The sequence below is a fragment of the Acinetobacter sp. Tr-809 genome, from assembly GCF_011753255.1.
Lineage (GTDB): Bacteria > Pseudomonadota > Gammaproteobacteria > Pseudomonadales > Moraxellaceae > Acinetobacter.
In genome coordinates, this window is record NZ_VWVZ01000003.1 from 294,199 (window position 1) to 312,143 (window position 17,945).

Consider the following 17,945-nt stretch of genomic DNA (forward strand, 5'->3'; position numbering starts at 1 on the left):
TATGCTTGATCGGAAGAGATTTTTCTTAATTCATTTGCTATTTTGTTTGGTTTGTTTGTTTGTTTTGTTCCTTGTTGTTGTCTATATTTGGTACCCATCACATCTTGCAAAAGCAGCAGGGGTAATGCATGTTTTTATAATAATAATGATTTTGGATGTAATTGTTGGCCCTTGTTTGGGAGGGGTGATTTATAAAAATGATTTAAAGAAAAGTATTTGTGATATTTTTATCATTATTATTATTCAAATTTCTTTTCTATTTTATGGTGCTTATATTATTTTTCAAGGTAGACCTTCTTGGTTAGTTTATAACGTAGATCGCTTTGAGCTTGTGCGTAATAATGAGATTCTTAAAGAACATATTGCTCAAGCAAGTTTGGAATACAAAGAACCTTCGTGGTTGAATCCCCAGTTTGTCGGTGTTGAATTTTCCAAAGATAAAAATATTCGCGGCGATGAAATGTTTGCAGAAGTTCTCGGAGGAATTTCGATTGCCCAGAAACCAGAACGATATGTACCGTTGGATAAAGTAAAAAGTCAAATTCAACAACGTGCACAAAGCTTGGATGTATTAAATCAATTTAATGATAAAGCTTTGGTGCAAAAGATTTTTTCTCAATACCCACAAGCGACAGCCTTTGTTCCCTTAAAAGCCAATGCAGTTGATATGACGGTACTCATTAATAAGGAAAAAGGCGAAGTGGTAAAAATTGTAGACCTGCGTCCTTGGAAGTAAATTGTAGTTTTTATCTTATATTTAGTTTGTGTATGAAGGCTTAGCGATATAATTCACTAGGCCTTTTTTTCATGTACGAAGTATGCAATTTTTATGCTTTTTCCTTGCCAGCATTTTGATTAGTTTTGCTTGGCTTTCCCCATTTCATACTTATCCTTGGGTGACTTTTTCTAGTGAATTGGCAAGCTTTGGCGCAGCCTTGGCTGTAGGTGGTCTGCTCTTTAATAAAAGCGTAAAAATCCCACGTCCTCAAATCTTGATGTTGGGTATTACGTTTATTCCACTATGCCAGTGGGCTTTCGGCCTGATCACGGATTTTAGCACCGCATTCCTCAGCTTCTCTTATCTGTTTATGTTCTGGTTAATGATTATTGCAGGATATAACTTAAGCCTACAAGCTCAGCAACGTGAAAGGATCATGCTGGGCGTGAGTTATCTATTGCTCAGTATATCGTTTATCAGTGCGATTATGGCGATATTACAATGGTTGAATCTTGAAGCGTACCTTGATGCTGTCATGAAGCTGAGAGGAAACAGACCGTATGCTAATTTTGGGCAACCGAATAATCTGGCTACTTTCTTGATCATGGGTTTAATGGGGGGCTTATATTTATATGAGAAAAGAAGGCTTACCTTGTGGTTGTTAATTCCTACAAGTTTAGTCATGCTATTTGCAATTACACTGACTCAGTCAAGAACATCTTGGGTAGTCTGTATTTTTCTGTTCTTTTACTGGATTTTTAAACAATATAAAAACTCACCTCGATTTAATTTCTCGAGATTACTGCTCTGGGTAGGACTGTACTTTGTTATTGCGAGTTACTTGCTCCCCCTGCTAACCCAATTACTTACTTCAAGTATTGATACTGGTGTCACACAAACAGCATCAATTGCTCAGCGTGCAGGATCGGGGCATGAGCGAATCGGAATGTGGATACAAATTTTACATGCGATTGCTGAGAGACCTTGGTTTGGCTATGGTTGGAATCAAACCAGTATTGCTGTTTTTGAAAGTATTGATTTTAATACCGTGCAGGTTTGGTTTAACAGTGCACACAATATATTTCTGGATATTTTAGTCTGGAATGGTATTCCCCTTGGACTTCTCATTATTGGATATATTGGCTTATGGCTCTTCTGGCTGAATAAAAATGCCAAAGATACGACCTCAGTTCTTGCTATTTTGATGGTCTGTGCAATCCTGATTCATACCATGCTGGAGTTTCCACAACGATATGCTTATTTTTTGCTTCCAATGGGTTTCCTGTTGGGATTGATTCAAGCACAAACCCCAAATCTAAAAGCAATCGTTTTACATAAAAATGTGATTCGTTGTATTTGGCTCGTTGTAATTGTGATCTTGCTACTGATATGGCGAGATTATAAGCTTTTTCAGGAAAATAGCCGTTTGGTTTTTAAAAAGCAGCAACCCACAGTTGAAATATTAGGAAGCTCAAAAATTTTACTGCTTACACAGTTTCAGCAGCGTCTGGATTGGATTGTCTTAAATCCAAAAACAATCATGTCTGAGGCAGATTTAACGCAACTTGGGGAAATGGTGAAGAATAAGGCGACACCTTATAACTTAAAAAAGTATGCGCAATTGCTGGTATACAATAAAAAGATCATTGAGGCAGAGCGGCAATTGGTTGTACTAAATCAGCTATATAAGCAGAAGCTGAGTTTGGCTGAGATTATCGAGCTGAATAATAAAACTCAGTAAAAATAAAAGCCCTAACGAGGGCTTTTATTTTTTTGATGTAGTCTAGCTAGATTAGATTTGGCTTTGAATGTAATTTTCAATGCCTACGTTTTCAACTAGATCAAGCTGCGTATCGAGCCAGTCCCAATATTCTTCTTCTTTCTCTAGAATCTCTTGAACTAAGTCACGGGTCACATAATCTTGTTCTGCTTCTGCAAGTTCAACCGCTTGCTTGATTGCTTCAATATTTTCTTTAACTTTACGAATATCGCAGTTCAGAACTTCTTCAGTATGCTGACCAATATATAACTTACCTAAATGCTGTAAGTTAGGTAAACCTTCTAGGAATAAAATACGTTCAATTACTTTATCTGCATGTTTCATTTGACGAATAGATTCTTTGTATTCGGCTGAACCGAGTTGCTCAATTCCCCAATCATTAAACATACGAGAATGTAAGAAATATTGGTTGATCGCAGTTAAATGATGGTACAGCACCTGATTAAGCTGATTGATAACTTCGCGATTGCCTTTCATTGCTCTTACTCCAAAAACACCAAATGATGCCCTAGTTGCTAAGGCAATTTATATTATATTAATCAACAAACAATAATCTGGCGAGTAATTTATAGAACGGCAAATGAAAATCACAATCAAAAACATCCTAATATGATTCTGATTTTTATAAAAAAACCGCTTTGATGAGGAACTTTTAAGGTTCTACAAGAAGCGGTGGAGTCGTAAAATGTGAATTGAATCTTATGGATTTTTTTATAAATAAACTAAGCAGCTATAGAGATGCGTGCCGCAATTTCAGCAAGTTCATCACTAATAATTGCACGAGCTTCAGGAGCACAACGACCACAACATGTACCTAGGTCGAGTAGGTCACGGATTTCACGATAGCTTTCAGCACCATTTGCAACGGCGTCTTTGATATCCTGATCTGTAATGCCACGACATAAACAAACATACATGGGAGTGAGCCACAAATATAAATGCGATAATTGATATTATTGATAATTATTATCGTTTGTCAATGAATTTCATTCTAACAATGCATATATTCTTATTGAGAATTTGAATAAAAAAATACCACATCATCGGTGGTATTTTTTAAAGTTTATATCTTTTTGATAAATATCAGCTTATGGAATGATGACAATCCCATCCATTTCAACTAAGGCACCTTTCGGTAGGCTGGCAACACCCAATGCTGCGCGGGCAGGATAGGGTTGAGCAAAGTATTCACCCATGATCTGGTTAACTAACTGAAAGTGAGACAGATCGGTAAGGAAGATGTTCAGTTTGGCAATGTCAGCTAAACTACCACCCGCAGCAGTACATACTGCTTTTAAGTTATCAAATACACGACGGATTTGGGCTTCAATGCCTTCTACAAGTTCCATACTGTACGGGTCTAAACCAATTTGTCCTGAAAGGTAGAGCGTATTGCCAACCAGAATTGCTTGAGAATATGTTCCGATAGCAGCAGGGGCGTGTTCAGTATGAATAACTTGGCGTGACATTTAGCTCTCCTAGGTCGTTTTTCTATCTTAAACCATGCGACTTTAACACAAAAATTCAAGCACGAAAGTCTTGAATACTGTGTAGTCGCTCTTGTATAGATATATTGTTAGAACTTTTATGTCTATAAAATGCTTTAGATATTGATTTCACCACTGCACTGGCATTTAGTTTGTGGTTGCTAATTTTGAGACTTCAGGTTGCACACTGGGCATATTTAAACGTTCAATACGTGGGAAACCGAAGTGCATGCGTAAGTCTCGAATGATTTGTGCAATTTGATTTCGGTTACTGACTACGATGTTGACATAGGTTTTCTGGTCTTGAGAATGAACCATTTCTACACCCGTTTTGGCTTTACGGCATTGATAGATCAAATCAGAAATCTGTTCGTCATTCATGCCCATATGAATACATAAATAAGCACTAAAACGAACATCATCAATTTCTTCGGATTGCCAATGCAATGGCATGATGTTTTCTGGATGTAGATGTTGTTCATGCAGTAAATTACGACAACGTGAGCGATGCACGATTAAACCGCGTCGAGATAGATGCCCTTGGATTGGATCACCAAGAACAGGGTTGCAGCAATGTGCATATTTTACATCAACACCTTCTGTACCTAAAATCAGACGATCTGATGCTTCATTATGTTGTGAGTGGTAATCCTGTGCAAATAAATGATTTGCAACCAACTGTGGCAATAGATCACCCACCGCAATCTGTTCGAACAGCGTATCTTTACTACTTAAATGTCGCCACTCAAGTACATTCATCCAGTCGGTTTGTGATAGATCATCAATTGAACGCTGGAATAATTTTAAAGCACGATTTAGAGCTTGTTGTCCAACCAAGCGTTGCTCATCAATATCTTGCTCTCTAAGCATGTTTTGCAGCGCACGACGTGCTTTTTGGGTATTAATAAAGCTGAGCCAGTCTGGGTTTGGTGTTGCTAATACATCAGTAATGATTTCAACCACTTGCCCACTGTGTAATGGTGTCGATAGTGGACGGATTTCCCCATCAACTTTGGCGCCAACAGCGTGGTTGCCTAAAAACAGGCTGGCTGAATAAGCAAAATCAACTACGGTTGCACCTTGTGGTAATTCATGTAGTTGACCATGAGGGGTATAAACCCAAATTTTTTCTTGGTGCAAATAATCGAGCAGATCACTAAAGGTGGTCTTCGCACAGCCACTATCAATTAAGGTATTCAAGTTCTGCATAGACGCTTGAATAGCTGAACGACAGGCTTGCGGCGCATTTTCACCAAGCACCACCCCAAAACGGGCGGCTTTACGCATCAGTTCAGTTTGAATGGTCAATGAAAGTGTGGTTTTTTCACCTTTAAGTTTGATCATTAATGACTGATTGCCACCGGGTAATGGGCGGCGAATATGGTCACTATATTGTAAGACTTGGAAATTATCTTTCAGGGCTTCAATTAAGCGGTCACAATCTGCGATGCTTTGTAAAATAATTTCAAAGGCATGGCTGTGACTGAGCTCATTTAAGTCAATTTCATTTTTAATAAAATGGCGTAGTAATTCGATATTGTTGTTTTTCTTCTTGATTCGACCTTTTAAGTCGTATGCTTTTAACAGCTCAGAGAGTTTCTGTTCCCATACAGCCTGATACTCGCAACGTTTAGGCTTGGTTTCCAGCAATGCAGTTTGTACATCATTAAACATATCTAAATCGAGATTTTGATAACACAGATGCTCAAGGTTATCTGCCATCTCATTCATACCAACAAGCCGAGCCATAGGTACAAAAATATCTAATGTTTCTTGTGCAATACGGGCGCGCTTATCTGGACGCAGTGCGCCTAAGGTGGTCATGTTGTGATAGCGATCGGCTAATTTAATAATAATGACACGAGGGTCTTGTAGCGTCGCTTGTAAAATTTTTCGGAAGGATGCGGCTTTGTTATATTCCTTATCGCTGGAATGGCTGAGTTTGGTAACACCATCGACCAGTTCTGCGACCACTAAACCGTATTTTTGCCCAATTTCATCTTTGGTAAATTCAGTGTCTTCAATCACATCATGTAATAAGGCAGCCATCAGTGTATCGGCATCAAGACGCATATGCGCCAAAATACAACTCACTGCAATAGGATGCAGTACATAAGGTTCACCACTTTTACGGGTAATACCACTATGCGCTAAATCAGCAAAATCACAGGCCGCAAGCACTCGTTGAATGTCACTATCTTTGAGATAGGCTTCAATAATTGCTCTGAGCTGCTGCTTGGCTTGGCTGACCTCTTCGCCTGGCATATGACACCTTTTATAACCTAAATTCAGAAATGCTATGTCTGCTGATACTTCAGCGATATATTGCGTTGATAATTTACGTATTCAATGCATGATGAATGTCGTAAACCTCATTTGATCCACTGAAAACTTACTTTTAACCTAAGTATTCGCAAACATTACGTCTATCTTCTAATGAAAAGCAAATTGAGAAACTTGTCAATTTGTTCATTATAAAAACTCGTAAATTTTTTCAATCACGGATATTGCTTTTATCAATATGTACTGAATTTTGCAAGAAAGAAAAAAGCCCAAAGTCTTCACAATGGGCTTTACGCGTAACAAATTCGATTTAGAAAGTGAAACCTTCTAAGTTTAATGAATTTGTAGACAGTACCATATCAAGGTTTGATGTCTGGTAGTCTTGATCGCGTTGTTTTAAAATTTCTTTAGTGACATGACCAATTGCAATTTCACGCAATGCAACGACTGTTGGTTTGTCATTGTCCCATTCTACAGTTGGTTCCATACCTTGACGTGCTAATTGACGTGCACGTTTACTCGCTACCAGTACTAACTCGAAGCGGTTATCTACATGGTCTAAACAATCTTCAACGGTTACACGTGCCATAAGTTGTCTCGTTTGATGAACATTACATTTGAAAAGACTGAGTAGTATAAAAGGCTTTTAGGCTAGACTCAAGTTATTCGCGATCAAGGGTAAGCAAGTTTTCGATTAATTGTTGGTGGCGCGCACTTTGTTGCAAAGTGACTAAACGATTTGCAGCAATAATCGCTTCTAAATCATGAACCGCTTTATTGAAATCATCATTAATAATGACATAGTCAAAACTTGCATAATGACGCATATCTTCAACTGCACAACTTAAACGATGTTCAATCACCTCAACAGAATCAGTACCTCGATTTGAAAGGCGCTGTCTTAAATCATACTGTGTTGGAGGTAGGATAAATATTTGTTTTGATTCAGGGAAAAGTCGACGAACCTGTTCAGCACCTTGCCAGTCAATTTCAAGTAAAACATCATGACCTTGTAGTAGTTGTTCTTTTACTTTGGCTTGGGAGGTACCGTAATAATTTCCGAATACTTCCGCATATTCAATGAAACCGCCTTCATTAACTTGTGCTAAAAAGCTTTCTTTATTGGTAAAATGATAGTGAACACCATCGAGTTCACCAGGGCGTTGACCGCGTGTAGTGTGTGAGACAGAAACGTGTAAGTTGCTGACTCGATCGAGTAGGGCTTTAACCAAAGATGTTTTGCCTGTTCCTGAGGCTGCAGAAACGACAAACAATAGACCCGACATGATATTTTTCCTGAATATGATAAAATATCTTGGCTATTGTAGTGTAGCGTGCCATTAAACGAAATAGTTTGGTGTAAAAATTCAGTTGATGAGAGAGGATGTTATGGAAATCGTGTTGGCCAATCCACGAGGCTTTTGTGCTGGTGTTGACCGTGCTATAGCAATCGTCAATCGGGCACTGGAGTGTTTTAACCCACCTATTTATGTACGCCATGAAGTCGTACACAACAAATTTGTGGTCGATGATTTACGCCAGCGTGGTGCTGTTTTTGTCGATGAGTTGGATCAGGTTCCTGATGATTCTATTGTGATTTTTAGTGCACATGGCGTATCGAAAGCGGTACAACAAGAAGCTGATCGTCGTGGTTTAAAAGTATTTGATGCGACCTGTCCATTAGTGACTAAAGTTCATATTGAAGTGACGAAATATGCGCGTGAAGGGACTGAAGCCATTCTGATTGGTCATGAAGGCCATCCAGAAGTTGAAGGTACTATGGGTCAGTATGATAAAACCAAAGGTGGCGCAATATATTTAGTAGAAGATGAAGAAGATGTTGAAGCCTTAATGGTAAATCATCCAGATAAGGTCGCTTTTGTAACGCAAACTACACTTTCAATCGATGATACCGCCAAAGTAATTGATGCTTTACGGACTAAATTTCCTTTGATTCAAGGTCCACGTAAAGATGATATTTGTTATGCCACCCAGAACCGTCAAGATGCGGTACGTGATTTGGCAGAGCAGTGTGATGTAGTTCTTGTGGTTGGTTCTCCAAACTCGTCAAACTCGAATCGTTTACGTGAATTGGCAGAGCGTATGGGGAAATCTGCTTACTTGGTTGATAATGCAGATCAGTTGGAAAAAGATTGGTTTAAATCGGAAAGCAAAATTGGTGTAACTGCGGGTGCATCGGCACCAGAAATTCTAATTAAACAAGTGATTCAGCGTTTACAAGATTGGGGTGCAACACCACCCAAAGAGTTACAAGGACGAGAGGAAAATATCACTTTTAGTCTACCAAAAGAGTTGCGTATCCAAGTGATACAAGCCTAATTTTATTAGAAAAATGTGAAATGGAAACGGATGGATTGCACTCCATCCGTTTTTTTTTGGTGCTTATCTGCTTTGTATTGGTTCTGTAAAAATAAAATTTAATATAGAGTAGTGAATTTTAATAATTGGGTGCTGGGGAAATGGGGAAAACTCGGGGGTTCACCTTAATTGAGCTGATGGTGACGATTACGGTGATGGCTGTGATTGCGATGATGGCTGCACCAACATTTACTTCATTGACACGTAAAAACCAGCTTAATACGAATGCTCGTGATTTTGAAAATAAGCTTAAAGAAACACGTTCTAATGCTCTACTAAGACAAAAAACACAAAACCTATCTATGGATGCAAATGATACAGAGGCATGGCGACCCAACACGGAAATTGAATGGAATAGTACCCTAAGTTCTAGTGTTAATAAAATTACTTATAACATGCTAGGGCTGCTGGATTCGACTACAAACTTATGTTTTGTTTTACAACATAAAAAAGATACTGCTTTTAAAGCAGTAATCATTGTCCGTAGAACTGGTTTGGTTATTTATGATAAGAGTCGGACTGATTGTTCAAACTTAGGTACAGATTAAGGAGGGGCTATGAGATCAGATCAGAAAGGTGTAGGGCTGGTAGAAGTTCTAATCGCCTTGGTGCTTTTAGCTATTGCTGTACTGGGCTTTGTGGGATTGCAAATAAGGGCAGTTGCGGCAAGTCAGGAGGCGGGACGTAATGTTCAGGCAATGAATATTGCACGAGATTTATCTGAAAGAATTAGAACCAATCGAGATGGTTTACTTTCTTATACAGCAGCCGAAGCTCCAAAAGAAGGGGAAGAGGCTGAGGATCCGAAAAATTGTGCGAATGTTTTTTGTACAGCTTCGGAGATGGGGGGGTATGATTATGCTCAGGTTACTGAAAAAGCTAAAAATATAGGCATGAGTTTGGATATTTTAAATTGCCAAGGTGGAAGCGAATTAAAGCGTAAATGTATCTATGTTGCATGGGAAGGAACAACGCCAACTAATGGGACTGCGGATACGGATTGTACTCAGGGTGCAGCCTACGTGCCAAAAGCAAAATGTATTATTGTGGAGGTCTATAACTATGCTGACTAAGCCACAAACGGGTTTTACTTTACTTGAACTGATGATTGGCTTGGTTCTTGGAATGCTCATTGTTGCAGCAGGATTGGCTGTTTTCATTAGTGGACAACGTTCATTGATGCTACAAGGGGGGATGAATGAACTTCAACAAAATGCCAATTTTGGTTTAGCAATGCTCACCCACGATTTACGTCATGCCAATTTGAACACACCTTCAACACAAAAAGTGAATAATAAACAAGTAGGTTCAGGAATTATTTTTTTGGCTAAGGATGGTAGTGGAACAGGAACAGCAGGCAATTTACCAGTGAGTTTAGCTACGGTAAATACAGGATTTTTTACTACACAAGGTAAAGATACAGATGCAACTACTGGAAAAAGTGATCAACTCACTATTCAATATATTCCAGCTTATACCAAAAAGATTACAGGTAAGGCATGCCCTAGAACTAAAACAACATGTAGTGCAAATGAGCAAGTAGATGTCGCAACCTACTCATTTAATGGGATTGATTGTGAGGGGGGGAAAATCGAGTTTGAAGAGCAATATGCTGCTCCAGTGATCGTGCAACGCTATCATATCAAAGAAGATACTAATCAAATATCCGGGCAGCCAAAAGCATATTCATTATATTGTGATGCAGGGCATTATGTTGACGGTGATTCTACCATTACAGGTATGAACTCCTTGACTGCTGATGGACAGCAATTAATGCAGCGTATAGATGCTTTTAAAATACGTTTGCAGGTAAAAGACAAAGATCAAAATTTACGTTATATGACTATTGATCAATATAAGACTTTGATGGCAGACACTGTTACCGATTCAAAAGACTATGCCAATGTAACAGGGGTTGAAATCGCAATTTTGGCTCGTTCAACTAGTCCATTAAATTCAGAGAACCTAATTGATAACACTAAGTCATTTAGTATGTTGGATAGCAATGTAACATTAAGTAATACACAAAAAAACGGTTCTAAATTTTTGCGTGAAGTCTTTAGCCAAATGGTCGCATTTAGAAATACATTAGGAGCATCAGAATGAAAAAACAAAATGGTGCAACTCTCATTATTGTATTAATTATTTTGGTTTTGATCGTGATTGTTGGAACATTAGCAGTAAATTCAGGTGTTTTGGGATTAAAGGTCGCGACAAATAGTCAGGTTCGTTCATTGCTACTAGAAAATAGCAACTCTGCATTATTTAATGTTGAAGATCCAAATCAGATTGCCCGTCAATTGGCATTAGACGGTATGTTTAGCTATTTTAACCCAGTAGATAATACCGATGATGAGCTGGTATTTTGCTATCGACCAAGCTCGATAACGACTTTTTATGCGATGGATAAAGCCAGTGTGATTGAGAAAAATGGCAATACCACCAAGATGGGGATTACAGGTTTTTGTCAAGCTGGTGAGTTTACCTCTGGTCGTTCTGCTGTACAAACACAGATTTATTTGAAGAAAAATGTAGAAGAAAACTCAACACCATTTAGTACTGTACCCATAGGCACAAGTCAAGGGCAGAGTGATGTACCCAATGTTTCGCATAATATTGGGGTAACTGTGATTTCAATTTTGCCAAGTTATGCAGGTGCAACTGCGGCACAGATTGAAGCGTGTTTTAAAAAGACGGCAATCAAGAAGAGCAATACAACAGAAACCGCTGAGGAATGTTTTGATGCTTTAAACATACCTTATAACTTGCAACATGCAGATTATATAGTTGGTGGTTCACCAAAACTTAAATCTTAACGGATACCGATCTTTACAGAGGGTAAAAGATGAAAAATTTTAATCAAAAGCTACTTTCAGCATCGGTATGCATGTTAATGACTATGTCGATTTGTCATGTTGCAACCACACTTGCTAGTGATATTGATATTTATAGATTACCTGATGCAACTAAACTCACCATCTATATGATGTTGGATACATCGGGGAGTATGGATGCAAACTATATGGAGAATATTTATAAAAATGGAAGAGCTAAAGAAGGATATAGTGCTTGTGATGTAGCTGAAGCTGATTCTGATAGCGTTGTAGTTGGTGAAATTTCAGCAAATGGTTATACAAAAAATTTCTGTCGTAAAGGAGGGACACAAAAATACTATTATCGCAGTAATAAAAATCAGTCTTCATGGTGGAACTGTGGTGCATCTGGTCAAACTGCAAAAAATGTTAGTATTAATAATTGTAGCTTAAATCCATCAAATATTCGGCCGTATCTAGTTGGTTTTGTTAGAGATACTTCATTGAGTACTCAGAATGACTACTACTACAAATATGATGGAGCAATGAATAAAAGCTATGATCGTATTAGCCGTTTAAAAGACGCATTATATGAGATTGCAACTACTAGTGAGATTCCTAGGACAGTAAAAATTGGGGTAGGGACATACTCTTATGATGGTAGTGGGAGCGTAGGATATATTCGTATTAATGCTGATGATTGGGGAACCGCGAGTTCTGCAAGTACGTCAGGTAGTCAGCGTAATAAGTTATTAACTTTAATTAATGGTATGTCGGGAAGTGGAGGTACACCAACGGCACAGGCGTATGGTGAGGCTGCGGCTGCAATTTTAGGTACAACATCTGGGAGTAATGGTGGTATTGGGAATGCAGAAGATAGTTCAACACAAGTAGTTGGTGGTAAAACATATTATAAAAGACCTGTAGATGATACTGAGCCGATGTGTTCAGGTAAAGGAATTTATGTTCTAACAGATGGTCTACCAAGTACGCCAAGTAATGCAGCTTCAATAATGCAAGCAGCATTAATCAAACGAGGTGGTACAACTACACGTTATGATACCAATTCCTCTACCTTTACTAGTTCAACAGATAATGGTTGGTCTGAAATAGGTAAATTTGCTCGTTCTTTAAGGAAGGAGGATAATCTTACGGACTTTTTCTCTAGTACACAAAATAATACTAAGCATCAGGTAAAAACTGCGGTTGTTGGTTTTGGCTCAGAGTTTGATGCAAATATTCCAAATCTAAAAAAAGACTTAGCTGATCCTAAATCAGGTAAAGTGAGAACTTATTATAATTGTAGTTTATTTCCAAATGCTCAGAAAGACCAAAAGAATACTTGTTACTGGGGTAATAAAACTAAATTTTCCAATGGCACAACAGTCGATAATGGTGATAATACAACTAATGAAAAAGGTTTTGGTGAAGGTGGTTTCTACTCAGCATCTTCAACTGATGAAGTTATAACCAGTTTTAAAAACTTTGTAGATGATATGAAACCTGAGTTTGATCCTACGCCAACAGGTTCGCCGACAATTCCAGTGGATGCCTTAAATCCAATCCAACTACAACCTTATGGTTATTACGCAACTTTTACCCCGAAACCACAGGAAACTTATCAATTATGGCTAGGCAATTTAAATAAATATCATGTTAAAGATGGTCGTTTGTATGATACCACCAAACAAATTAAGTTAATTACCTCAACGGGTGAGTTAGACAAAACGGCAAAAGGTATTTGGGGAACAATAGCGGCTAATGGGAAGGATGGTGTACTTGGGCAATTACTTTTAGGTACAACTGCTGATAGTCAATCTTCAAAGCGTACTGTTTATACAAACCGTTCAATTAATGAGAGTAATCAGGGCGTAGAAGCGGCGAGCCTGCAGCCAGTTAATTTAACTACATTGATTAGTGGAGCTGGAACAGATGGAAAATTTAAAAATGATCCACAGAAAAACTATTGGTTAAATATTTTGGGCTATAACGTTGATATGAATGCAACATATTCAACAGTAGCATCTTTACCGACAGTAGAGCGTCGTCAACTTGGTGCAGTGATGCACTCTAAACCTGTGTTACTCACTCAGGAAGGTAAAATCGTTGTAGCGGATGGAACTCTGTCTACAACGACAGGGCGTAAGGATTATTTATTATTTGGTAGTACTCAGGGTTCGTTGCATGTCGTAAAAGTAGGGAGTGACACAGATACGGATCGGGGGCAAGAGGTCTTTACTTTTGTACCGCATGAAATGATGGCAAATCAGCCAGCAGCATTTTTAGGTGAGGGGGCTGTTAGTGGTGGGCGTGATAACCTCTACTACGGCATAGATGGTGCTTGGACAGCTTATACTCAGTATGTATCCAAAACAGATAAAACATGGACAGTGAATAGCTCAGGCCGTAAAGACAATGATGGAAAGGATTTAAACCAAACAGGCTTGCAGTGGGTCTATGGTGGCCTGCGTATGGGAGGGCGTAGCTATTACGCGCTAGATTTGACGAGTCTGACGAGCCCAAGTTTGAAATTTCATATTGACCCAGAAAATCAAAAAATTATCAATTCTTCTACCACAACCACAGTAACTCCGCTTCAGTATATGGGACAAAGTTGGTCTAAACCAACGGTTGCATGGATAAATTGGGGTGGGACACGTAAATTAGTGATGTTTGTGGGTGGTGGGTATGATGGCAACACCGCAATACAATGTGGGGATTCAACAAAAACGGATCCACTGGCAACAGACTATGATCCACTTAATCGATATAACAATAAAGGTTATGAATGTCCATCATATAACCAAACCAATCAAAAGGGTGCGGGCGTTTATATGTTTGATGCAGGGAATGGGGATTTGTTGTGGTGGGCAAGTGCCAATGTCGGTGCAAATGGTTCAAGTTCAGCAACAACAACCTCTGGGACAATTGCCAATTATGATGAAAATTTAAAATATAGCGTTGCGAGTCAAATCAATGCCGTTGACCGTGATGGAGATGGCCTTGTTGACCACTTATTCTTTGGTGATCTGGGAGGGCAGGCATTCCGGATTGATTTAAACAATAAAGCTGCTGCTCAAGGCTCTTTCGCTAAACGGGTTGTCCGATTATATAATGCTCATCAAACTGATGGAACAAGCCCGCGTTTCTATGAAATGCCAAGTTTTTCAGTCCATAGTGGTGTTAATGGGTACTTTGGGGTAGTTGCACTCAGTTCTGGAAATCGTAGTACGCCATTAGTTGGCGGGGCGGTAGCTCGCAGAACAGGTACGGTCACAGCCAATGATGCTGTTTATGTGATTTACGATAATGATGTAGCTCGTGCCGATCTTTACAGTATTGCAGACTCAGATTTGAGGACTTCATCTGTTACCTTACCAACAGTGACATTTACACAGTTAAAAGCAGGTACATCACAAACCACAACAACGAATGGAAGGACTAGTTATAATGGTGGTTGGAAATACCAATATGACAGTAGTGCTGGTAAGTATAAAGGAATGAATGAATTGTATGCACTTGATAGTATGCTATATGTCAACGTCTATCATAAAGATGGTACAGGTATCTTAGGTAGTTGTAATTCTGGCGTGATTGGTGATACTGAGCTTTATCAATTCTGTTTGCCGACAGGTAAGTGTCCTGCTGGTTTTTACCCAGATGCTGCGACTAGACCAAATAGTATTGTATTGGGGGGGGGGATTCTGGGAACAGGCTTAGGGCTTGGTTATTCCAATAAGTCAGATGAAATGAGTTTGATTAAAGGTAAAGAAGGTTCTGACTGTACAAATAAAGACAATAAAAATAAACCTGAATGTCAACTCTTTAGTACAGGAGCAAGATTACAACATTTACGCTGGTATGAATCTCGCTAGGAGGACGTGATGAAAAAATCCTCAGGTAAAATCTTTGGTTCTAAGATAAGGTTCAGTTTGATTCGCATCTCAGGTTTTACTTTTATCGAGTTGATGGTTGTTTTGATCATTGTTGCTATTTTTATAGCAATAGCGATTCCAAGTTATCAACAATATATGCGTAAAAGAGATTTAGCTGTGGCTCAGCAAATTGCATTGAATATGGCTAGTGAGTTGGAACGCTTTAAATCTAAAAATTTTAGCTATAAAGGTTTTGATGCGAGCTTTTTTTATCCAGATTATGATAAAGAAACGGGAGTGTTATATATTCCTATTGGTTCAACTGCAAGTAATGCAAAATATTGGTTGACTCTAGTAGATGCGGATATAAGTAATCCTGCAAGTGATAGCAAAAAGCCTTTGACCGTTGTCCTAGACTCAGATGGAAAGGAAACAACTAATTCTCAATCCATCCGAGGATTAGCATGGGCAATGTCAGTACAGCGAATTAAATTAGGTGCTGATCCTATAGCCCCTACAGCTCAACCTAAAGATCCTCAGGGCTTTGATTTATTGTTGCGTAGCAATGGATTGCGATGTATGACGATCACAAATAATACTGTTACAGCTTATCAAGGCTGTGGTACGGATAAAAAGGAATGGTAATGCGGTTACAACAAGGTTTTACTTTGATTGAAGTGATGATTGTGGTTGTGATAATTGCTATTTTGGCTGCAATCGCTTACCCATCTTATCAGGATTCGATACGAAGAACTAAACGGGCTGATGTACAAAGTGAAATGATGCGTATTGCCCAACGTTTACAAAGTTACCGAGTCGTGAATCATAACTATAAAGGAGCTACTTTAACAGCTGTTGGAGCAACAACAAACTATCCAACAAACAGTGCAGCTTATACATTCGTATTAACGGATATGAGTACTCCGAAGAAAGCTTTAACGGCTAATGATGCGGATACTCAAACATGGATACTCACTGCTACACCAGTAGGTGGGCAAGTAGGTGATGGTCATCTTGTGCTCAACCATCAAGGTGAAAAATGTTGGGTGAAAGGTTCTGATAAGAATAATGGCTCTGCATGTACTCCATCAGCAACGACAAACTGGGATGGCCGTTAATTCATTAACACATTTATGATGAATATTTTAAAAAAGCAAACCTCTGTGTTTGCTTTTTTTATTTAGGTTCATTTTGTGATCTGTTTAATATTTTTAACAACAATAATTAATAGATGTGAGCTATTTATCATTTATCTGCCCTAACCTACCTTTTATCTCTTAAAGGTGGATTTTGGTACATTTTAGACGGAAATTGGTATTAAACATGAAAACAATCACGAAAATAGCGTTCATTTCATTAATATAACGATTTGATTTTACTTACTTAACCAAGAAACACCTTTAAAAGGTGCAGCGAAAATAATGTGTAGAGTCAAAGTTTATTAAAAATAATTGAAATGCTCGTTAAAACAAAAAGATTTGTGCATATGGAGGACTGTATGCAACAAGCACATGATGACTTACAGTCTTGCGCTCAGAAAGAGCATAGCTTTACCGACTCTTCTACTCGAAGCATAGCTTCTCGTCTTGCGGTAGTGGCGAGTACGGCTCAACATCATCCGTTCAACTTCGGGCATAGCTCTTCGTCTTGCGCTCAGACAAAGCCTAGCTTTGTTCATCTTCGCTCAGGATTTACGTTGGTAGAGCTCATTATCACGATTGCTGTTTTTGCGATCATTGCTTTGCTTGCAGCACCTTCATTTGCAACCATGTATAGCCGCCAAAAGCTAGAATCTTCTGCTCGTGAACTGGTGATGAAAATTTCAGAAGCTCGTAGCCAAGCGGTTTTGTTGCGAGAAAGTACAGGGGTCTGTTTAGCCTCTTTGTCCGACGATGATTGTGCTACAGCCATTGCCATTCCAAAAACAGAAACACAACGAATCTTTATTGCACGTTTAGATTATGGTGTGACCAGCGCTAATAGCTCCTCGACCAATCTTAGCTTTAGACGTAATGGCAGTCTTGCGGCACAAAAGGACTTTATATTACATAGACAAAATCTTTCTTATTGTATTCAGGTTGGGGTGATTGGAGATACCACAATCAAAGAGGGAGCTTGCACATGAATATTCAAAAACAACAAGGTGTTGGGCTCGTAGAAGTATTGGTTGCTCTGGTTTTATTGGCAATCAGTGTATTGGGTTTTACGGCTCTGCAGTTAAGGGCAATTGAGTCCAGTTTTGAGGCGAATAAACAGGTCTTGGCAACAACCATCGCACGTGATCTTGCAGAACGTATGCGAGCGAATCCCCAAGCAACTCGCGCTGGAAAATATAAGGTGAAAGCGGTTGAGGTTCCTAAAACGGATGTCTCAATGGTAGCTGACAAACCTGAAAAAATTGCCCTACAAGATTTACAGAATGCGGCACTGGAAGCAAAAAATAATGGGATGAACCTTGCCATTGATCAGTGCCCGACTGGAAATAATCGACAATGTATTTATGTCGCTTGGGATGAAACCAATCTAGCAAGTGACCAAGGCATCGCAGCATGTATCAAAGACAGTGCTTATGTTTCTGGATCACATTGCTTGTTTTTGGAGGCGTATTGA

At 38.9% G+C, this 17,945-nt stretch carries 18 protein-coding genes; 12 read left to right on the forward strand and 6 right to left on the reverse strand.

Annotated elements, in window-relative coordinates; translation table 11 throughout:
- The first annotated feature begins 1 nt into the window (after nucleotide 1).
- On the forward strand, nucleotides 2-736 hold the full coding sequence (tfpZ, locus tag F3J02_RS08745) for a TfpX/TfpZ family type IV pilin accessory protein (protein WP_167248620.1): 735 nt from the start codon (nucleotides 2-4) through the stop codon (nucleotides 734-736).
- 82 nt (nucleotides 737-818) lie between these two features.
- Nucleotides 819-2,459, forward strand: coding sequence for an O-antigen ligase family protein (locus tag F3J02_RS08750; RefSeq protein ID WP_167248621.1), 1,641 nt, complete (start codon nucleotides 819-821; stop codon nucleotides 2,457-2,459).
- 51 nt (nucleotides 2,460-2,510) lie between these two features.
- Here the strand turns inward: F3J02_RS08750 and bfr are convergent, their stop codons facing one another.
- The 6 genes from bfr to gmk all read right to left on the reverse strand — a co-directional run bounded on the left by bfr (nucleotide 2,511) and on the right by gmk (nucleotide 7,554).
- The gene (gene bfr / locus F3J02_RS08755; RefSeq protein ID WP_004657459.1) at nucleotides 2,511-2,975 is read right to left on the reverse strand and encodes a heteropolymeric bacterioferritin subunit Bfr; all 465 of its coding nucleotides are present in this window, start codon (nucleotides 2,973-2,975) and stop codon (nucleotides 2,511-2,513) included.
- Nucleotides 2,976-3,220: 245 nt separating this feature from the next.
- Nucleotides 3,221-3,415 carry a bacterioferritin-associated ferredoxin gene (locus F3J02_RS08760; RefSeq protein ID WP_004776027.1) on the reverse strand — a complete coding sequence of 65 codons (195 nt, stop codon included), beginning with the start codon at nucleotides 3,413-3,415 and terminating at the stop codon, nucleotides 3,221-3,223.
- Between the two features lie 171 nt (nucleotides 3,416-3,586).
- Entirely contained in the window at nucleotides 3,587-3,967 is a 381-nt protein-coding gene (locus F3J02_RS08765; protein ID WP_004657462.1) for a RidA family protein, read from the reverse strand.
- A 165-nt stretch (nucleotides 3,968-4,132) separates the two neighbouring features.
- Nucleotides 4,133-6,250: a RelA/SpoT family protein gene (locus tag F3J02_RS08770; protein WP_167248622.1), complete on the reverse strand. Its 2,118-nt coding sequence runs from the start codon at nucleotides 6,248-6,250 to the stop codon at nucleotides 4,133-4,135.
- Nucleotides 6,251-6,578: 328 nt separating this feature from the next.
- Nucleotides 6,579-6,857, reverse strand: a complete 279-nt coding sequence (rpoZ, locus tag F3J02_RS08775; protein ID WP_004803954.1) for a DNA-directed RNA polymerase subunit omega — start codon at nucleotides 6,855-6,857, stop codon at nucleotides 6,579-6,581.
- A gap of 73 nt (nucleotides 6,858-6,930) precedes the next feature.
- Nucleotides 6,931-7,554, reverse strand: a complete 624-nt coding sequence (gene gmk / locus F3J02_RS08780; RefSeq protein ID WP_167248623.1) for a guanylate kinase — start codon at nucleotides 7,552-7,554, stop codon at nucleotides 6,931-6,933.
- 103 nt (nucleotides 7,555-7,657) lie between these two features.
- On the opposite strand from gmk, the gene ispH reads away from it, so the two are divergent.
- From ispH to pilV (F3J02_RS08830), 10 genes are all read left to right on the forward strand, one after another.
- Nucleotides 7,658-8,608: a 4-hydroxy-3-methylbut-2-enyl diphosphate reductase gene (ispH, locus tag F3J02_RS08785; RefSeq protein ID WP_167248624.1), complete on the forward strand. Its 951-nt coding sequence runs from the start codon at nucleotides 7,658-7,660 to the stop codon at nucleotides 8,606-8,608.
- A gap of 140 nt (nucleotides 8,609-8,748) precedes the next feature.
- Complete coding sequence (locus F3J02_RS08790) at nucleotides 8,749-9,195, forward strand: pilus assembly FimT family protein (RefSeq protein WP_167248625.1); 447 nt, start codon at nucleotides 8,749-8,751, stop codon at nucleotides 9,193-9,195.
- A 9-nt stretch (nucleotides 9,196-9,204) separates the two neighbouring features.
- Nucleotides 9,205-9,720, forward strand: coding sequence for a type IV pilus modification protein PilV (pilV, locus tag F3J02_RS08795; RefSeq protein ID WP_167248626.1), 516 nt, complete (start codon nucleotides 9,205-9,207; stop codon nucleotides 9,718-9,720).
- Nucleotides 9,710-10,753, forward strand: a complete 1,044-nt coding sequence (locus F3J02_RS08800) for a PilW family protein (protein ID WP_167248627.1) — start codon at nucleotides 9,710-9,712, stop codon at nucleotides 10,751-10,753. The genes pilV (F3J02_RS08795) and F3J02_RS08800 overlap by 11 nt, the downstream gene beginning before the upstream one ends.
- A complete protein-coding gene (locus tag F3J02_RS08805) occupies nucleotides 10,750-11,463 on the forward strand; it encodes a pilus assembly protein PilX (protein WP_167248628.1) in 714 nt (237 codons plus the stop codon). Before F3J02_RS08800 ends, F3J02_RS08805 begins: the two co-directional genes overlap by 4 nt.
- A gap of 29 nt (nucleotides 11,464-11,492) precedes the next feature.
- Nucleotides 11,493-15,335, forward strand: coding sequence for a pilus assembly protein PilY (locus F3J02_RS08810; RefSeq protein ID WP_167248629.1), 3,843 nt, complete (start codon nucleotides 11,493-11,495; stop codon nucleotides 15,333-15,335).
- Between the two features lie 9 nt (nucleotides 15,336-15,344).
- Nucleotides 15,345-15,980: a type IV pilin protein gene (locus F3J02_RS08815; protein WP_416224643.1), complete on the forward strand. Its 636-nt coding sequence runs from the start codon at nucleotides 15,345-15,347 to the stop codon at nucleotides 15,978-15,980.
- Nucleotides 15,974-16,453 carry a type IV pilin protein gene (locus tag F3J02_RS08820; RefSeq protein ID WP_167248630.1) on the forward strand — a complete coding sequence of 160 codons (480 nt, stop codon included), beginning with the start codon at nucleotides 15,974-15,976 and terminating at the stop codon, nucleotides 16,451-16,453. Before F3J02_RS08815 ends, F3J02_RS08820 begins: the two co-directional genes overlap by 7 nt.
- Before the next feature lie 380 nt (nucleotides 16,454-16,833).
- Nucleotides 16,834-17,460, forward strand: a complete 627-nt coding sequence (locus F3J02_RS08825; RefSeq protein ID WP_216076273.1) for a GspH/FimT family pseudopilin — start codon at nucleotides 16,834-16,836, stop codon at nucleotides 17,458-17,460.
- Nucleotides 17,457-17,945 carry a type IV pilus modification protein PilV gene (gene pilV / locus F3J02_RS08830; protein ID WP_167248631.1) on the forward strand — a complete coding sequence of 163 codons (489 nt, stop codon included), beginning with the start codon at nucleotides 17,457-17,459 and terminating at the stop codon, nucleotides 17,943-17,945. Before F3J02_RS08825 ends, pilV (F3J02_RS08830) begins: the two co-directional genes overlap by 4 nt.

Coding starts and splice junctions, on each gene's coding strand:
- tfpZ (WP_167248620.1), top strand. CDS start 2: ATGCTTGATCGGAAGAGATTTTTCTTAATTCATTTGCTATTTTGTTTG.
- F3J02_RS08790 (WP_167248625.1), top strand. CDS start 8,749: ATGGGGAAAACTCGGGGGTTCACCTTAATTGAGCTGATGGTGACGATT.
- F3J02_RS08800 (WP_167248627.1), top strand. CDS start 9,710: ATGCTGACTAAGCCACAAACGGGTTTTACTTTACTTGAACTGATGATT.
- F3J02_RS08810 (WP_167248629.1), top strand. CDS start 11,493: ATGAAAAATTTTAATCAAAAGCTACTTTCAGCATCGGTATGCATGTTA.
- pilV (WP_167248631.1), top strand. CDS start 17,457: ATGAATATTCAAAAACAACAAGGTGTTGGGCTCGTAGAAGTATTGGTT.
- F3J02_RS08825 (WP_216076273.1), top strand. CDS start 16,834: ATGCAACAAGCACATGATGACTTACAGTCTTGCGCTCAGAAAGAGCAT.
- F3J02_RS08820 (WP_167248630.1), top strand. CDS start 15,974: ATGGTAATGCGGTTACAACAAGGTTTTACTTTGATTGAAGTGATGATT.
- F3J02_RS08770 (WP_167248622.1), bottom strand. CDS start 6,250: ATGCCAGGCGAAGAGGTCAGCCAAGCCAAGCAGCAGCTCAGAGCAATT.
- rpoZ (WP_004803954.1), bottom strand. CDS start 6,857: ATGGCACGTGTAACCGTTGAAGATTGTTTAGACCATGTAGATAACCGC.
- F3J02_RS08765 (WP_004657462.1), bottom strand. CDS start 3,967: ATGTCACGCCAAGTTATTCATACTGAACACGCCCCTGCTGCTATCGGA.
- pilV (WP_167248626.1), top strand. CDS start 9,205: ATGAGATCAGATCAGAAAGGTGTAGGGCTGGTAGAAGTTCTAATCGCC.
- F3J02_RS08750 (WP_167248621.1), top strand. CDS start 819: ATGCAATTTTTATGCTTTTTCCTTGCCAGCATTTTGATTAGTTTTGCT.
- F3J02_RS08805 (WP_167248628.1), top strand. CDS start 10,750: ATGAAAAAACAAAATGGTGCAACTCTCATTATTGTATTAATTATTTTG.
- bfr (WP_004657459.1), bottom strand. CDS start 2,975: ATGAAAGGCAATCGCGAAGTTATCAATCAGCTTAATCAGGTGCTGTAC.
- gmk (WP_167248623.1), bottom strand. CDS start 7,554: ATGTCGGGTCTATTGTTTGTCGTTTCTGCAGCCTCAGGAACAGGCAAA.
- F3J02_RS08815 (WP_416224643.1), top strand. CDS start 15,345: ATGAAAAAATCCTCAGGTAAAATCTTTGGTTCTAAGATAAGGTTCAGT.
- F3J02_RS08760 (WP_004776027.1), bottom strand. CDS start 3,415: ATGTATGTTTGTTTATGTCGTGGCATTACAGATCAGGATATCAAAGAC.
- ispH (WP_167248624.1), top strand. CDS start 7,658: ATGGAAATCGTGTTGGCCAATCCACGAGGCTTTTGTGCTGGTGTTGAC.